General features: G+C 58.4%; 12 protein-coding genes and 1 pseudogene. 6 read left to right on the forward strand and 7 right to left on the reverse strand.

Annotated elements, in window-relative coordinates; genetic code table 11:
• Nucleotides 1-69 precede the first annotated feature (69 nt).
• Complete coding sequence (locus tag EJ997_RS09765; protein ID WP_126704381.1) at nucleotides 70-546, forward strand: cupin domain-containing protein; 477 nt, start codon at nucleotides 70-72, stop codon at nucleotides 544-546.
• A gap of 169 nt (nucleotides 547-715) precedes the next feature.
• Here the strand turns inward: EJ997_RS09765 and EJ997_RS09770 are convergent, their stop codons facing one another.
• The 4 genes and pseudogenes from EJ997_RS09770 to EJ997_RS09785 all read right to left on the reverse strand — a co-directional run bounded on the left by EJ997_RS09770 (nucleotide 716) and on the right by EJ997_RS09785 (nucleotide 4,567).
• A complete protein-coding gene (locus EJ997_RS09770) occupies nucleotides 716-1,546 on the reverse strand; it encodes a phosphoenolpyruvate hydrolase family protein (protein ID WP_126704382.1) in 831 nt (276 codons plus the stop codon).
• A pseudogene (locus tag EJ997_RS09775) lies at nucleotides 1,543-2,785 on the reverse strand (Tm-1-like ATP-binding domain-containing protein). The gene EJ997_RS09770 and the pseudogene EJ997_RS09775 overlap by 4 nt, the downstream one beginning before the upstream one ends.
• Nucleotides 2,786-2,894: 109 nt before the next feature.
• The gene (nadE, locus tag EJ997_RS09780; protein WP_126704383.1) at nucleotides 2,895-3,716 is read right to left on the reverse strand and encodes an ammonia-dependent NAD(+) synthetase; all 822 of its coding nucleotides are present in this window, start codon (nucleotides 3,714-3,716) and stop codon (nucleotides 2,895-2,897) included.
• A 461-nt stretch (nucleotides 3,717-4,177) separates the two neighbouring features.
• A complete protein-coding gene (locus EJ997_RS09785; RefSeq protein WP_126704384.1) occupies nucleotides 4,178-4,567 on the reverse strand; it encodes an RNA-binding S4 domain-containing protein in 390 nt (129 codons plus the stop codon).
• Between the two features lie 909 nt (nucleotides 4,568-5,476).
• Between EJ997_RS09785 and EJ997_RS09790 the strand changes: the two genes are divergently transcribed.
• Nucleotides 5,477-6,802, forward strand: a complete 1,326-nt coding sequence (locus EJ997_RS09790; RefSeq protein ID WP_126704385.1) for a hypothetical protein — start codon at nucleotides 5,477-5,479, stop codon at nucleotides 6,800-6,802.
• A 209-nt stretch (nucleotides 6,803-7,011) separates the two neighbouring features.
• On the opposite strand, the gene EJ997_RS09795 is transcribed toward EJ997_RS09790, so the two are convergent.
• Nucleotides 7,012-7,983, reverse strand: coding sequence for a hypothetical protein (locus EJ997_RS09795; RefSeq protein WP_126704386.1), 972 nt, complete (start codon nucleotides 7,981-7,983; stop codon nucleotides 7,012-7,014).
• A 577-nt stretch (nucleotides 7,984-8,560) separates the two neighbouring features.
• On the opposite strand from EJ997_RS09795, the gene EJ997_RS09800 reads away from it, so the two are divergent.
• Complete coding sequence (locus EJ997_RS09800) at nucleotides 8,561-9,457, forward strand: hypothetical protein (RefSeq protein WP_126704387.1); 897 nt, start codon at nucleotides 8,561-8,563, stop codon at nucleotides 9,455-9,457.
• Nucleotides 9,458-10,062: 605 nt separating this feature from the next.
• Here the strand turns inward: EJ997_RS09800 and EJ997_RS09805 are convergent.
• Together EJ997_RS09805 and EJ997_RS09810 are read right to left on the reverse strand one after the other, a co-directional pair.
• Nucleotides 10,063-12,237 (reverse strand): acyl-CoA dehydrogenase family protein, encoded by a 2,175-nt coding sequence (locus EJ997_RS09805; protein ID WP_126704388.1) that lies wholly within the window; start codon nucleotides 12,235-12,237, stop codon nucleotides 10,063-10,065.
• A complete protein-coding gene (locus EJ997_RS09810; RefSeq protein ID WP_126704389.1) occupies nucleotides 12,200-12,811 on the reverse strand; it encodes a TetR/AcrR family transcriptional regulator in 612 nt (203 codons plus the stop codon). Before EJ997_RS09810 ends, EJ997_RS09805 begins: the two co-directional genes overlap by 38 nt.
• Nucleotides 12,812-12,880: 69 nt before the next feature.
• Between EJ997_RS09810 and EJ997_RS09815 the strand changes: the two genes are divergently transcribed.
• The 3 genes from EJ997_RS09815 to EJ997_RS09825 are packed head-to-tail and all read left to right on the forward strand — an operon-like array spanning nucleotide 12,881 to nucleotide 16,394.
• Nucleotides 12,881-14,158: an acetyl-CoA C-acetyltransferase gene (locus tag EJ997_RS09815; protein WP_206501641.1), complete on the forward strand. Its 1,278-nt coding sequence runs from the start codon at nucleotides 12,881-12,883 to the stop codon at nucleotides 14,156-14,158.
• Between the two features lie 23 nt (nucleotides 14,159-14,181).
• Nucleotides 14,182-15,519, forward strand: a complete 1,338-nt coding sequence (locus tag EJ997_RS09820; protein ID WP_126704391.1) for a 3-oxoacyl-ACP reductase — start codon at nucleotides 14,182-14,184, stop codon at nucleotides 15,517-15,519.
• Nucleotides 15,516-16,394: a MaoC/PaaZ C-terminal domain-containing protein gene (locus EJ997_RS09825; RefSeq protein WP_126704392.1), complete on the forward strand. Its 879-nt coding sequence runs from the start codon at nucleotides 15,516-15,518 to the stop codon at nucleotides 16,392-16,394. The genes EJ997_RS09820 and EJ997_RS09825 overlap by 4 nt, the downstream gene beginning before the upstream one ends.
• Nucleotides 16,395-16,396: the final 2 nt, after the last annotated feature.

The following is a 16,396-nucleotide window of genomic DNA, read 5'->3' on the forward strand; positions in this document are numbered from 1 at the left end:
TTTGCGAGGAATTTGTAGCGCCGGGGAGTAAACTTGAAGCACACGTTCGATTGGAAGGTTACGGAAGCGATGACGATCAAGGATATTGGCCCCGCGCCCCACGCATTCGATATTGAGAATGCTACGCGCGACAACACGAACTATCGGACAACGGTCTGGTCAGGGAAGTACCTTCAGGTTACTCTCATGTCCATCAAGCCCGGGGAATCAATCGGCCTGGAGGCACATCCGGACACCGACCAGTTCCTCCGCCTCGACGCCGGCGTTGGCAAGTGCGTCATGGGTCCGACGGAAGACAACCTGAACTTCGAGCAGGAAGTCTCGGATGGTTGGTCCATCCAGGTCCCCGCCGGAACTTGGCATGACGTCATCAACACGGGCAATGAGCCGCTACAGCTCTACACCATCTACGCACCCGTCCACCACGCTGCTGGAATCATCCACGAAACTGATGAAGATGCGGAGCGTGACGAGGAGTCGGGCGTTGACGTTCCCCCGGAATGGTCGGTCCAGCCCGATAACCAGGCTGAGGATCAGCACGCCTAAAGCGAGGCTCGATGGCCGATCCTCCAGGGAGGAATAAGTCTCAGAAGAAGGCTCGGCCACGATCTCCCAAGAAGGTCGAGCAGCCAACGGCGCAGGGGCGGTGGAAAAGGCTTTTTGGCCCATCCACCGCCCCTGCTATTGCATTGAGGCTCGGTGACCGCGTGAGCGGTTAGCGAGTGATGGCCTTGAACTCCTCGGTCTGCGCCTTGATTCCTCGCTCGGCTGCGAAGCGCTCAATCGAGGAAGCGCCGAAGAAGCCGGCCAGTTCCGGAAGTGCCTTGATGACATACTCGGCATCGGTCGGCTCGGCAATCGGGCCGCCGTGGCAGATAACGAGGACATCAGGATTTACTTCCTTACCGGCCGCAATGATGTCCCTGATGCGATCGACGCAGTCATCGAGGGTGAGGGCGGTCTGTGCGCCGATCGTGCCCTTGGTTGTGAGACCCATGTGCGCAACGAGGACGTCAGCACCGGCCTCGGCCATTGCCTTTGCGTCGTCAGCATTGAAGACGTAGGGGCAGGTAAGCATTCCAAGGTTATGGGCCTCCCGGATCATCTCCACTTCGAGGCCGTAGCCCATGCCCGTCTCTTCGAGGTTTTGACGGAACACGCCATCGATCAGGCCAACGGTCGGGAAGTTCTGAACACCGGAGAAGCCTTGGGCCTTCAGGTCCCGGAGGAAGCTCGGCATGATGCGGAACGGATCTGTGCCGCAGACGCCCGCGAGAACGGGGGTGTTCGTGACGACGGGAAGAACCTCGGATCCCATTTCCACGACGATCGCGTTGGCATCGCCATAGGGCATGAGGCCGGACAGGGACCCGCGCCCCGCCATGCGGAAACGGCCGGAGTTGTAGATGATGAGCAGGTCAGCACCGCCAGCCTCGGACGACTTGGCTGTGATGCCGGTGCCGGCGCCAACACCGAGGAGAACTTCGTTCTTCTCAACTTTGGAGGTGAAGCCCGCGACAATCTCCTCACGGCTTTGAGTGTTCATTTCTGAATTCCTTTCGAGTTGTTGATAAGTGCAATGAGTTTCTCCGCCGCCGCTTCGGCGAATGCTGGATCGTTAATATCGGTATCCATGGTTTCGATTGTGACGTGCGGGTTTGTGACTGTGGTAGTCAAGGAGTCGAAGAGAACTCGGTCCGCCTCCGGATCGTAGAAGGGGCCGCCTTCCGTTGCGATTGCCGAGACGCCGCGTAGCGGAAGTAGGACGTCGGTGGGTGCCTCGGCGAGGTTCAGCTTCTCACCGAGAGTTGTGCCGAGTTGAGCGTTCTCCTCCGGCGTTGTCCGCATCAGCGTGACCTGTGGATTGTGCGGATAGAAGTTTCGGCTGCTATAGCGTTCCGGGACTGACTCGGGACTACCGAAATTCACCATGTCCATTGCGCCAACGGACACGACCTGAGGTAAACCGGCTTTCGATGCGGCCTCGCTCCTGTTCGGCCCCGCGGCGAGAATCCCGCCAAAGAGCTCATCGCACCATTCCGTCGTTGTCAGGTCGAGAACCCCAACGAAGTAACCGTCTTCGATGAGTTTCTCCATAGAACGGCCGCCCGCACCCGTCGCGTGGAAAACGACAACGTCATAGCCGCGCTCCTCAAGATACTCTTGGGCGTGGGAAACGCAGGGAGTGGTGACGCCGAACATCGTTGCAGCGATTTGCGGTTTCGCGTTCTCGTGCTCTTCGCGGGTGCTCTTGAGCATGCCGATTGTCGCATGAACCGCATTGGTCAGAACATCCTGAAGGATTGAGTTTAGTCCCTGGACGTCCACGATTGAGGGGAACATGGCGAGATCGGAGGTCCCGACATACTCAGCAACATTTCCTCCAGCCATCGTCGACACCATGACTTTTGGCACTCCGACGGGAAGCTCCCTCATGCCCGCCGTGGCCAGGGCCGTTCCCCCGAGCCGCCGAGCGAGAACACGGCATCGATCGTGCCCTTGGCGTACAGGTCCGAGATAATCGTTCGCACCCCGGATGTCATGGCAGCCATAGAGGCTCCGCGATCCTTGGAATCAATAAGTGCGGTGAGTTCGGCACCGCCCGCACTGGCGACGACGTCATTGGAAATATCGGTTGGGATCTCCGAGGGGAACGTCCCGCGTGGATCATGGTGGTGGAAATATTTTGCTCCTCAAAGATCTCTCGACAAAACTCAAACTCCCGACCTTTGGTGTCGAAAGTTCCGACGAGCGCAACGTTTGCCATAGCCCCTGCCTTCTCCATTGAATACGATGGTGTGTGACTTAGCTTATATGAGTGTGGCCGGGGGTAAGCAGACGAAGGTCGGTAACAGAGTTCGGTCAGCGAGCGTCCTCCTAGAACGGGCGAAGTTTCAACGCCACCACGTGTCGGAGGGAGTTGCGGGCATGCGCCTCTTGTGCTGGGAACGAACAAAGTACCGTTCAATTGCTTCCGCAATTGCTTCGGGAACGTCCTTGCCCTCGAGATAGTCGTCGATGTCGGCGTAGTGAAGGCCGAGCTCGTCCTCGTCAGTTCGCATCGGATTATCATCGAGCAGGTCGGCGGTCGGCACCTTGTTCCACAGGTATTCGGGTCCACCAAGGGCTTGGGTGACGGCCCGGACTTGGCGTTTATTGAGGCCTGCGAGGGGAGTGATGTCGGCTCCACCGTCACCGTACTTGGTGTAGAAGCCCGTCACTGCTTCGGCCGCGTGATCGGTGCCGATGACGAGAAGGTTTTCGTCGCCGCCCACCGCGTACTGGGCAATCATCCTCATTCGGGCCTTCGTATTGCCCTTGTTGAAATCCGACATGCGCTGATCGGCCGCAAGGTCGTATTCCTTTTCGAAGGCGTCCACGGCCGGCCCAATGTTGATCGTGATCCTGCGGTCCGGGTTAATGAAATCGAGTGCGCCCTGCGCGTCATCCTCATCGGCCTGTATGTGGTGGGGAAGCCGGACGGCAAAGAACTGGACTCCTCCGCCACTCTTTCTTACCCGTTCAACTGCGAGCTGGGCGAGACGCCCACCGAGCGTGGAATCAACTCCACCGGAGATCCCAAGAACGAATCCGCGGGCCCCCGTCGCCCCCAGGTAGTCGGCAAGGAACTGGACTCGCTTTTCGATCTCCTCCGCGGGGTCGATAACGGGCTTAACTCCGAGCTCCGCAATGATCTTTTCCTGCATCTCACGCATGTTTAGAGACTACCGCACGGGCCTGCGGACATAGTCTCGACTTTTGACCTTTGTCTGTGGATAACTACCGTTTTTCGGTGGATAACCCCGGTTTTTCTGTGAATTTCTGTGGATGACCGGTGGATAACTTTGTGGATAGGATTGGAGATTTTGAGTTACACGTATGTCTTTCAACAGGTGAGGAGTGAGCCGCCTGTGGATGTGGAGAAAGGTTGTGACAAAGTCTTGGGGGATCCTGAGCAGGTCAGAGTGTCGCCGACCGAATGTGTGTAACCGCGCGCGCTGGTATCGCAGATGCACGGGTCCGCGGTGTCGCAGAAACCACGGCGAAGCTACCTGTGAAATGGCTAAACGACAGGTGGAGGTAGGTAACCCGATATGAAAGTCGGTACATCAACAAGGGACAGACACTCCAGGGCGCCCCGGTGCGAGGTGCCGGGCTGAAGGACAGCGATTGAGTCTCAGTCTTCGAAGCGTCCCCAGTTGGCATCCAAGCCTCGCAGCCTGTCCATTTCCCTACGTTCCTTCTTCGTGGGGCGCCCCGCCCCACGTTCTCGCTTGAACAGCGGAGGCATGAACACCTTTTCCCGTGGTGGCGTGTGGTCGATGTAGCACCCCTGTGCAATCGGGGCGCTCGTCCTTTTCACGATGAGTTTCGTGACTTCAAGGATTCTGTCCTGTCCTTCGATCCGCAGTCGGATTTCATCCCCAACTTTTACTTTCTGGGCTGGCTTTGCGGGATCTCCGTTGACCCGCACATGTCCCGCCTTTGCCGTATTTGTGGCGAGTGTGCGCGTCTTTAACTGCCGCACGGCCCATAGCCACACGTCGACTCGAACGCTTTCACTCATGTAGTGATTGTAGTTCGAGCCAGCGCCGAGCCTGAGAAGGATGCGTGAAGACGAGAACTTCGACGTGCTCGAACATCTGTTGATGGGAGTTGATGAAACTTTGGAGTTTGTTTCGGGTTGACCACGCTCGCCGGAGAATGTGTTGCCGGTTGGTGAAGAAGGTGCGCAACGGAGACTCAATATTGCCGTTCCACAGGACAGTGCGCCGTAGCGAACGGTGAATTGTTCGATTGATGACCTGGTACATCTGGATACGGGCGGGATAGTTGAGGAACACAACGTGAGTGGCCCTCTCCAGAAGGAGCGAGTGCGCGGACCGGTACTCCACTCCATCACCCACCGTTGCCCACGGGTCAGCTCATCAACTCGCTCTTCAAAGTCCGGCAACGGTATCCAGCCCTGCCCGTGGTAGAGGTAGTCGATTTCCGTGAAGGGCAGATTGAGTGCCAGAGATAGTTCCCGGCACAGGGAAGTCTTGCCGGACCCGGAGGAACCGGCTATGAGGATTCGAAGGTTTTCGTTACCTGTCATCCTGTTTCTCCCGTCGGGATCGTGGTCCACTTTGGCTGGAACTGGCCGGCCAGTTAGGGATCAAGCTTCTTGGCTGTGCAGCTCGCGACCCTCTTGCTTGACAGTCAGATGGAGTGCTGACCGCCCCGGTTACCGCTGTCTGCGGCGATAGCGAAATCATGGCACAAGGGGCTTAATGTGGGGGCGGCGATACCGTCGTGAATTGCGACAAAATGACATCCCAGTCGGCTGTGAAATGACTGAAAGCTTTCAGATGCATGCCCAATGAGAGTTTTTCGGTGCCAGATCAGTGTTATTTACTTAACCTGTCACCTATTTCACGACAGATCCTTGTCAGTTGGTCACCTCCGGTTAACTTTGCCAGTTAACAGTAGATACATGACAATGGCGGACAGAGGAACGAGACATGCCACCCGGGCAAGTCTCGTCGACGAATTCCGCGCTGTTGTTGCCCGCACAGGGATCCTCAACATTGTCGATGTAGCATTCGGCGGCAGGGCTCTCCACGATGGGGTTGGGCTACCAGTGGGAGTCTTAACTTTCCAAGCTCTCGGTGATGACTGTGCCGAATGGATGATCGTCGCCGGTTCCTCAGATGTTGATCCCTGGATCCACGTCGACACCGCACCGGAATGGGTGCAGGGAGCCTTCGACATTACCGCTCGCCCGGCCCTCGTTGCGTGGGGCCAGCCAGGTCGCTGGGAAACCTCGAAGGGCCGTATCGAACTCGAAGAGGCCGGTCATGTCGCCATTGCAGATCTGGAGCGGCCCTGGCTCACCGACGGTATTGCCGATGACATTGCTCCGGTCTTAAACAATGAGGGGACTCGTAAGCATTTCAGAGAGATGCTGCCCCGCTGGGAACCCGATGTTCTAGTCATTGCCGATATGGACTCCTTGAGTTCTGCTGCGTGGAATGCTCTCACTCAGCCGGAGCCCACACTGAATCGGGTCCGGTCCGCCGCCTCGCTGCATGCGCTACACAGTCACGTCCATCTCCTCGAACCAGAAGATCGCGGCATCAGTGCGGCCCTCGACCTTGTTGGTCGGCTCTGGAACGAGTACGTGCCCGGCAAGCCCAGGCCGCTCGACGCTGTCTTCGGGCCCTACGATATTGCGCCGCGCCGAGCGAACATCGAAGAGAAGCTTCACAACGCGAACCGGCAGCTCGTGTGGGGATGGGCTATTGCCGCCATGGCAGAAGCCGCCAGCGGCACCCCGACGGAGCAACGCCGCTTCATCTTCGACAGCCACGGCCTGCTTGCTCGCGAAAACGGCTCGTGGGCACGCCTTGTCGGCTTCGACAGCCAACGCCTGGCGATCACCGGCCACGACGATAAGTCAGCACAAACCAATTCCGCAAACACTTGCGAAACCCGTCGTTATGCGAAGCCCTCGTGGGCCCCGGACCTTGCCGGTTCCTTCGGCGGGCAGGAAGCCTGGACGGTGCGAGGCTTTTGGCGGGGCGAGCAAACCACCGGGCCCCTGGAGACCATGCGGGGCATGTCGGTCCTGTCCAACATCCGCCCAAGCCGGGCACCGAACCTTCCAGCTGCGCTCGCGGACGTGCCCGACCCGGTCAACCACAGCGCACAGGTGGAGGTTCTGGGGATGATGCAGGGCATGCAGGACTACAGCTGGAACGGCAGCGTTCTCGCTACCTGCCCTTTCTACGGCACAACGCCGCTCAGCTACCGGTTCTAACGGTGCGGGGCAATCAAAACCTTGGAATGAATGGGCTGGCTGCACGGTGAGGGGCAACGCCTGAGCTCCTGGGAGTCATGCGTTCACGTGTGTCATGAGCACCTTCAGGTTAGATATGAGCTGTACTAACTCCTAAACTGCCCGGTGGTCCTCCCCGAATCACGCCCTGTTCATGGCGTCCCGGAGAAGTTCAGCCAGTGCACATTGACCTAGTCAGCTCGCTTCGTAACGTCGGCAATAAAGTTGTCCGCAGCCTCCTCGGTATCAACGACTGCGATATAGAAGGTATCTCCCATTCCCCGCCGGTACTGTTCGGGATTACGTTCAACAAGCCGAATGTTTGTTTGCCATCGGGAGTGAAGTGCATTCGCATGGAGGCGGTAGGTGACATCGTCCTGCCGTGATGCGTAAACCGCGATCCCCCGGTTTCCGTTCGGTTGGGGAACAACTGGGTTAAGAAGGGGATCGAGTGACGCGATTGCCGCCGCATAAACCTGGTAGGAGTCGAGTTCCTGAGCGTAGTTATGCATGTCAAGCGTGAACGCCGGGGGAGCGGACCGCGATACCCGGATAATCCGAGGTTCTGCATCAGGTGGGAAAGCGATTTGAACGTGCAGGAAAGTGAGCTTGGCACGCAGTGCCGTAGCAACGTCGCGTCCGATCTGGCTCATGACTTCCGGAACAAGGCTGAGAGTGCGGTATGCATATTCCGTTGATGACACCGCAGGCCATGCTGTAATCCCTTCGAAAAGGACTTCCCGTTCGGCTCCGACAAACCCGTCCCAGGACAGGACGGGACCCGATGCTTCACCGGTAGGGATACCTGCCTCGCGAACAATGTCGAGCGAATCAGCATCGGAGCTGCCCCAGATGATCCCTGGGATATTAAAATCGCGCCGCAGCTGAGCATCCTGACTGAGCCAATACGAGTTGTTGGATTCAAGGCGGGACGGTTTACCGTACGTATGGGCAAAGTAGGCGACCGCTCGATATACCTCACCGTAGTCTTCGAGGCTGGTCACCCGGTAATACTCAGCTAGAGACGACTTGAGGCGGTGATCCAACCCGTCATACTCAGCATCCCCGATGCCGAGGACACGGACACCCGAGGCGGCAAGATGTTCGCACAGATTGATGTTGATCTGTGGGAAATCAGGTGAAACAAAAATGAAGTTGCTCATCGGTGTCCTAGCGTTGACTACCTAGATCCTAAAACCGAATCTATCGAGATTGGGGGAAGTTAGGAGGGACTCCTAAATGAGCCGGTCGCGGTACTTGGAGCAGTAGCACTTCTTCCTATCGCTTCTATCTGCCACTGGGTGGGAAAGTATGGCATGCCCAAGCCCCATACAAGATGCGTACTCTTCGTCGTGCGATATTTAATAGCTCGCCAGTAGCTAAGTTGCTGATGTCATACTGCACTCTGTTCACGCCTCTTGGTAAATAATTCCTGGAGATTGCCATCAACCATTCCCGCAAGGTGCACCAAGAAGGCCCGACACATTGTCATTACTCTCTTCGCTGTGGAAACATCGCGCTAGCAATATGGGAGATTGTTAAATGTCTCTGAATTTCTGTTTATTTAGGCAAGATGCCCATTTGTAAATTGCTGGAGAACAAACATGCTAAATTCAGTGCTTTAGCGCAGTTCTGTCATGTAAGGTCCAATATTGTTTTGTCTAGCGATGTTGAAATAGGGCGGCAGTCAAAGGGTTGTTTCACAATAGCTGCTGTAGTCGATGAATAAGCGGGATTTAGATGGATACTGAGTTGAGTCCCAACCTGTGTGCCTGGATTTCTGCGTTGCACGTGACTGGGAGAGAAAAGTTTGATCTTTCGCCAGTGGCGAGGAACGATCGCTGGCCTTGGTTACTCGAGGAAGCAGAGATCGCCTATCGCTCAATGGTGGAGATAGCGGGAGAGCTTCCTGGTGAGGTTGAGACACTGCGACTGTTTTCTGAGCTACTGCGAATGATTGGTGGTTCGAGCGAACCGCTCACGGCGGGACTCCCTCAAGAAGTGGTTTTGCATTCGGTCGACATGTTTGAAAGGGACCTTCTCACGGTGATTGATGAGGGCACTCTTGGCCGGTACATTTTAGCGGCTGAGCTCTCGTGGGCTGAGAACGATTTGCGGCTAGGTGAGAATTCCAGCCTAAATGAGTGGTGGTCGGTGCCTACTTACTTGAATAGGTATGGAACTCGCCTGCCAAACTTGTTCCGCGCTGCTTACCTCTTTAAAAAGTCGTTACCGCTAATTGGTGGGCTACCGCATGACACAATTCTTTGCGAAGACAGCGCGTTGGAGTTCGCTCAACGTTTGGGGCGGTACGTGAACCTGGAATCGGTGCCGGATGAACGGAGGGTTTGCCGGATTAAGTCAGGCGAAGATTTCATCAGGCTGGTGGAGAGCTATCCTGCAACGGTGACAGCACAGGGACGTGGTAGGCCAGATGTCAGTACGTTGAAGCAGATCGACGTAGTCCCAGATTGGAAGCGAGTCGGGGAGCAATTTGATGCGGTGAGTGTGGATTGTAGAACCTATCTCACTGCTTCGTGGCGCCCGCTCTCTACGTCCTACGGATTTACGCGCATCTCCGGTTGGGTTCCGGAAGCTGTCTACCTACTCAGGAGTCAGAGTGTTCATACTGCCTGAAACACAGGTGTTAAATTGTGCGGTAGAGGATCTTCGTGGTGAGCAGCGGGTAGGTTTCTGTGGCTTTCATCCATCCGCAGGTAGCCGTGTATTCACTGTTTGGCGATGATAGCTGGGAATGTGCATAGGGCGCTCTTCCAGTTCTTAACAGAGAGCGCAGCGCCTTGAGTGCTGGGTTTGAAGAACCGGATCTATCGGCTGTGACGCGTTCATAATCGGATCGTGATGTATCTGGCTCATGTAAGCGCAAATGTGCTGACAAGTGGGTTCAAAGTGCTGAAGGAACGGGAGGATTCCAGGAAGGCTTATTGCGACTGTCGCTTACCGTGAGTCCGACATGGAGGGTGATGAGGGCTTTCTCAATATTGCGCTTCATCACTCAGGTAACATCTCGATTCTGAAGCCTGGTGAACAGTTGCCACTTGACCTGATTCCGTCCGAGGCATCACCGCCGGTGTTATACGGCGGGAGGGTTGACGTAGTGACACTGGTGGCCCACAACCGGCCTATCCCTCAGGATTGATGGCGTTGCGGGTGAATGTTTGGCCGCCTCGTACCTGGGCTCCGATTACTCGGGTCTCAGGCACGAGGCGGTTGAGGTGGAACTAGCTAGCCTTATTCCGTTCGGCCTTCTTCTTTGCGTCCTGCTCCCTCTTGTAGAGGACCTTCTCATCGATTGGTGCATCGTTTGATGCTCGGTGTCTGCGGTAATAGTCTGCGGCTTCTTCCTGGCGTTGCCGTTCCAGACCGGAGGAAATCGGGGCACGCCAGTGCTCCTGGGTGTAACCGAAGGCCGCGACGAGGTCGAGGGCGTGGGGCCTAATCTTTGTAAGAAGGCGGTTGATGTAGTCATCAAGGGTGCGTGCCCTGCCGTGCGAGAGGTGCCCATGCATGAGATACCAGGCCAGTTCCCGCTTGATTGTTGTCAGCGCGAACAGGTCGCGCAGACGCACGAGCACTGCCTTCGTTTCTTTGTCCTCAATTTTCTCTAAACCGTTGTTGAAGGCCGTGAGAAGGATGAGGTCAACGTGCGCCTTGGCTGCATCAATCAGCTCGGCCTGATGAGAGTTGACGAGAGCCGCCGCGTCCTGTTTGGACATGCTGGACGCTTGGCGCAGGTCAAGGCTGAGTTCTTCAATGAGGCCCTCGGCACGGGACGAGATCAGTTCGACCTGCAGCGAGGGGTCCCGTAGGGAGGCGGCCGTTCGGCGGACCGATCCAAGGTCGGCGGCTGACTGGAGGAGCCGGCGCCAGGGGGTGTGTCGAGTTGAGATTGTTTCGGCCCGTGAAGCAATGAACTTGGTGACGTTGCCCGTGTCCATGTCCTTCATGGAGTTGGCGTACTCACCGAGGAGGCGCTTGCCAACAAGCTGGAGGAGGACGTGGTTGTCTCCCTCGAAGGTGGCGTAAACGTCGAGGTCGTCGTGGAGGCCAACGAGTCTGTTCTCCGCCATGTACCCTGCACCCCCGCAGGCCTCCCGGCATGCCTGGATGGTGTCGAGAGCCAGCCAGGAGGAGGTGGGCTTCAGGGCCGCTGCCATGGTCTCCAGGTCAATGCGGTTGTCCTCCGTATCTCCCTCACCGGAGAACACCTCGTGGAACGCCTGGAGCAGATCCTCCTGAGCAAAGGCCGAGGCGTATGTGCGAGCGAGGAGCGGGAAGAGTCGCTTCTGGTGCAGCTGGTAGTCGAGAAGAACCACTTCGTTGATTCCCGTGAAGTCGGCGAACTGGCGGCGCTGAGTTGCGTAGGTGACGGCGATGCCGAGGGCCAGTTCGGCAGCGTTGATCGCCGCTCCCGAGAGGGATACGCGGCCCTGGACGAGGGTGGTCAGCATTGTGAAGAAGCGGCGACCGGGGGAGGCAATGTCGGAGCTGTACGTGCCGTCCGCTGCCACATCACCGTAACGGTTGAGTAGGTTCGTGCGGGGGACCCGCACGTGATCAAAGGCAAGCCGGCCGTTGTCGATACCGTTCAGACCACCCTTCTCGCCATCATCCTCGACCGAAACACCGGGGAGGATCTTACCGTCCTCGCGGATCGGAACGAAGAAGCAGTGAACGCCATGGTTGACGCCGTTCGTGATGAGATGGGCAAACACAACCGCGGCGTGCCCGTGCAGTGCTGCGTTACCGAGGAACTCCTTTGTGGCGGCCCGGAAGGGTGTGTCGATGACGAATTCTTCGGTTTCCGGATCGTAGGTAGCCGTGGTTCCCACGGCAGATACATCGGATCCGTGGCCGATCTCCGTCATGGCGTACACGCCGGGAAGATCGAGGCTCATGGTCGGAGCCAGCCACTTCTTGTGGTGCTCTTCGGTGCCGAGGTGGAGGATCGCGGAGGCGAACAGCCCGAACTGGACACCGGCCTTAATCTGCACGGATGGGTCACCGGCAACCAGTTCCTCAAAAGCGGCAAGGTTACCGCCGGGATTATTCGTGCCACCGAGGGACTTGGGGAGCATCTGCTCGGACCAGTTCCGTTCCGCCAGCTTCTTCAGTCGTCGGAGCGTTAGTTCGCGGTGATCTTCCTTGGAGATGTTCATGGGCCGCGCGAAATCAGGATCAGCGGCAATCGACCGGCCGTAGTCCCTCATGTCGCGCCACCTACCGTCAAGAACCTTGGTGAGGCCGTTAATGTCGATCCGGTGATCGTCGTCGACATGAAGATGGGATTCGGTGGGGCTTTCGCTCGACTCGTTAGCCGAGATAGGGCCGGTGGCATTGGCCACGGCCCCTGCGTCGTTAGCTCCTGTGGGTACTGGAGGTAGTGTCGTCGTCATTGAGAACTCCCGTGAGCAGTGCTTGAACAATAAATGTGATGAGGCTGTCCTTGTCCATCGAGCGGTCCGACTCCATCCACCACTTGAACGTGGCGTTGACGAATCCGGTGGCTCCGACCGCCCACAAGTCGCGGCGGTCTTCCGGTAGCTCGTCATCCATCGCTTCCGCGATCAGAGTGGAGCAGTCGGCAAGGAACTGGTTGAGGCCCTCGGAGGGCTGAGTGATGAACCGGTAAACATTGGTGGAACTAGCCGCCGAATCCACGTACATCCGAACCATTGCCCTGATTGATTCTTCCGGGGTGGATCCCGCCCGGACGCCCTCTTCAAGGCGATGTGTCATCCGGGACAAAATCGAATCACCTAGCGCTCGCTTAAGCTCGTCTTTATCCTGGAAGTACCGGTAGACAATCGACTTCGAGGTTCCGCTCGCGGCAGCGATCGCCGCCATGGTCACATCGGGACCATCGGTATGGATCAGCTTGCGAGCAACGTCGATAAGCTCGGCACGCCGCTGTTCACGGTGGCTGTCCCAGCGCGTTGATCGCCTGTCGGTCGATGTAGTAGGGTTCACAAAACCGACGGTATCAGATACTCTCGGTATTGCATACCTTTGAAATATAAGGAAAACGAAGGAGACCTCGTGAAATATCCTCGCAATGTTGCGGTTCTCGGCGGAAACAGGATTCCGTTTGCCCGGGCTGGCAAGGCATACAAGAATGTCAGCAATCAGGACATGCTGACCGCAGCACTCGACGGACTCGTCGCGCGATTCTCTCTCCAGGGAGAACTGCTGGGGGACGTCGCGGCAGGGGCTGTGCTCAAGCACGCCAAGGATTTCAACCTGACCCGCGAGGCAGTCCTCGGATCGGCTCTCGACTCCCGCACACCCGCCATCGATATTCAACGGGCCTGCGCCACGGGGCTCGACGGCATCAGCCTGGTCGCGAACAAGATTGCCCTCGGACAAATCGAGGTTGGCGTTGGCGGCGGCGTTGACTCCACGTCGGATGCTCCGATTGAGGTCAGCAATGACCTTCGGGCTCTCCTGCACCGCCTCAATACCGCGAAGACCACGAAGGACCGGCTCAAGGTTCTCAAGGACATCCGCCCCGGCCACCTCAAGCCGTCCGCACCCTCGGCTGCCGAGGTCCGCACCGGCCTGAACATGGGCCAGCACCAGGCGCTCTCCACCGAGCGCTGGGGTATCACCCGCGAAGAGCAGGACGAGATCGCCTACAACTCGCACAAGAACCTCATGGAGGCCTACGAGAAGGGCTTCTTTGATGACCTCATGACCGGCTACCAGGGCCTGGACCGCGACGAGAATCTCCGCGTTTCGACCAGGGAGAAGCTTGCCTCCCTCAAGCCTGTCTTCGGTGGCTCCGAGGGAACCATGACCGCGGGCAACTCGACTCCGCTGTCCGATGGTGCCTCCACCGTTCTTATCGCCTCCGAAGAGTGGGCCAACGAGCACGGCCACCAGCCGCTCGCCTACATTCGCGACATCCACACTCGGTCAGTTGACTTCGTGAACGGCGCCGATCTGCTGTCCGCACCCGCGTACGCGGCCCCCGAAATGCTTGAGCGTCACGGCCTCACCCTCGACGACATGGACTTTGTCGAAATCCACGAGGCGTTCGCGGCCACCGTCGCGATGATCCTCAAGGCGTGGGAAGACGAGGAGTTTGGCAAGAACGAACTCGGCCTGCCCGGTGCTTTTGGCACGGTCGACCCCGCCAAGCTCAACGTCTACGGCTCCTCGCTTGCGGCGGGCCACCCCTTCGCTGCCACGGGCGGCCGCATCGTCGCCTCCACGGCGAAGATGCTCTACGAGGCGGGCCCCGGAAAGCTTGCCCTCATTTCCATTTGCGCAGCTGGTGGACAGGGCACCGTAGCCCTGCTCGAATCCGCACGCTGACCTAAACCCCCGAAAGGCTACCAATGAAGCTCGACTACCTGTCCTTCGTCCGGTCCGGTCCCGGCAAGTTCATTGCCAAGAAAACCGGCCTGCCTGAGCCGGCGGACCTGCCAAGGTTTAAGGATCGGCCGCAGCCGATCCTTGGTCCCGTGCTCGTCCTCGGTAACTCGCAGGGCACGGAGGATATCGCCAATCAGCTTCTAGCCTGGGACGGGGACGTCCGCAGGCACGGCGATGAACTCGACAAGATCGGTTCAATCATTGTCGTCCTTGACGACATTGTTGAGCCGGGCCAGACCGGCCCGATCATCGCCGAACTGCCTGCCGCATTCAAGAAGATGAAGAAGGGCGGGAGAGTCATCACGGTCTCCCGCACACCGCTTGAGGATGACCCGGCCGTTAACGCGGCCCGGGCCGGCCTCGAGGGCTTTATCCGCACCCTTGCAAAGGAAGCTCGCTACGGCACCACCGCCAACGGGATCCTTGTCGACGACGATGTGGAACTCACCTCTTCCTCCGTGATCGGAGCACTTCGCTTCCTCCTCACCGCCAAGTCCGCCTTCATTACCGGTCAGACCCTGCGGGTCTCCGCCGAAGGCGGAGGCATCCCCACCCTGTGGGAACAGCACCTGTCCGGCCGAGTCGCCCTCGTCACCGGTGCCGCCCGCGGCATCGGAGCAGCGATTGCACGCACCCTCCACCGGGACGGTGCGAAGGTCATCATCCTCGATGTACCCGCCGCGGGGAGCGCCCTCACCGATCTCGCGAACGAGATCGGCGCGATTCCGTTGCAGATGGACATCACGGCCGACAACGCCGGTGAACGAATCGTTGAGGAACTCGCAAAGCGTGACCTCAAGGTCAACGTCTTCGTGCACAATGCCGGAATTACGCGCGATAAGTACTACGTCAACATGAGCGAGGACCGCTGGAACTCCGTCATTGACGTCAACATTGCCGCCCAGCTCCGCATTAACAATGCACTGCTTGCCTCCGACCGGATTGGCGACCAGTTCCGTCTCGTATCCCTGGCTTCCACCTCCGGAGTTGCCGGCAATGCTGGCCAGGCAAACTACGCCTACTCGAAATCCGCCGTCATGGGCATGGTAGCGGCCCTCGGCCCGATCCTCGCCGAGCGCGGCGGCACCGCTAACGCCGTTGCCCCGGGCTTTATTGAGACTGAAATGACGGGGAAGATCCCCGCCGTTCAGCGCGAAGTGTTCCGCCGTAGCAACTCCCTCAAGCAGGGTGGTCTCCCCCTCGACGTCGCCGAAACGGTCTCGTTCCTGGGTAGCCTCCCCGCGGGCGGATACGTCGGACAGACCCTCCGGGTCTGTGGACAAAACCTTGTGGGGCGATGATGGTAATCGAGCACGACAAGCTTCCCACTTTCGGCCAAACGTTCTCGGCGGCCGCCCTCCAGGCGGTCCGCATGAAGGCGGGCAAGGAGAGTGAAGGAACCCTGCCCGACACTCAGGCCAGGGCAAAGGTCACCGCTGACAGGGCCGTCTACGCTGACTTCGCCCACCTTGTTGGTGATTCGGTGGCAACCCACCTGCATCCGGGCTACATTCACGCACTCGGCTTCCCGCTCACGATGTCGCTACTGGTGCGGAAAGACTTCCCGCTTCCCCTGCTGGGAATGCTCCACATGACGAACCGGGTCACCCAGACCAGAGGTATCGAAGCCGGTGAGGAGATGGAGATGATTGCCAGCATTGGCAATGCTCGCCCCCACTACGCGGGGACGCTCCTCGACTCCGTGGTAACCGTCCTTGTTGACGGCGAGGAGGTCCTTGTTGACACTGCAGGCTACCTGGTTCGTGGTTCCGAGCTGGGCGGGCCGCGCCCTGAACGGCCCGAGAGGGAAGAGTTCACTCCCGGGATTCCAACCGCCCAGTGGAAGCTGGGAGCCGACGCCGGACAGCGCTACGCAAAGGTTTCCGGTGACGCAAACCCAATCCACCTAAACTCCCTCACGTCGAGACCCTTCGGCTTCAAAAAGCCGATCATCCACGGCATGTACTCCGCCTCCCGTGCCTATTCAGCAACCGGAGTTGGCAGCAACGGTCCCCGTGACTGGTTTGTCGAATTTGAGGCCCCGATTGCTCTGCCGGGCAAGGTCCAGTTTGCGACCTCCCGTGAAGGCAACCGCGTTAGCTACGAAGGATGGCGCGAAGGCCGAGGTGATAAGCCAGCCAGGCGTCACTTCAACGGATACGTCGAGCGGGGCTAAGA

Origin of the sequence: Flaviflexus ciconiae (assembly GCF_003971195.1) — a bacterium.
Lineage (GTDB): Bacteria > Actinomycetota > Actinomycetes > Actinomycetales > Actinomycetaceae > Flaviflexus > Flaviflexus ciconiae.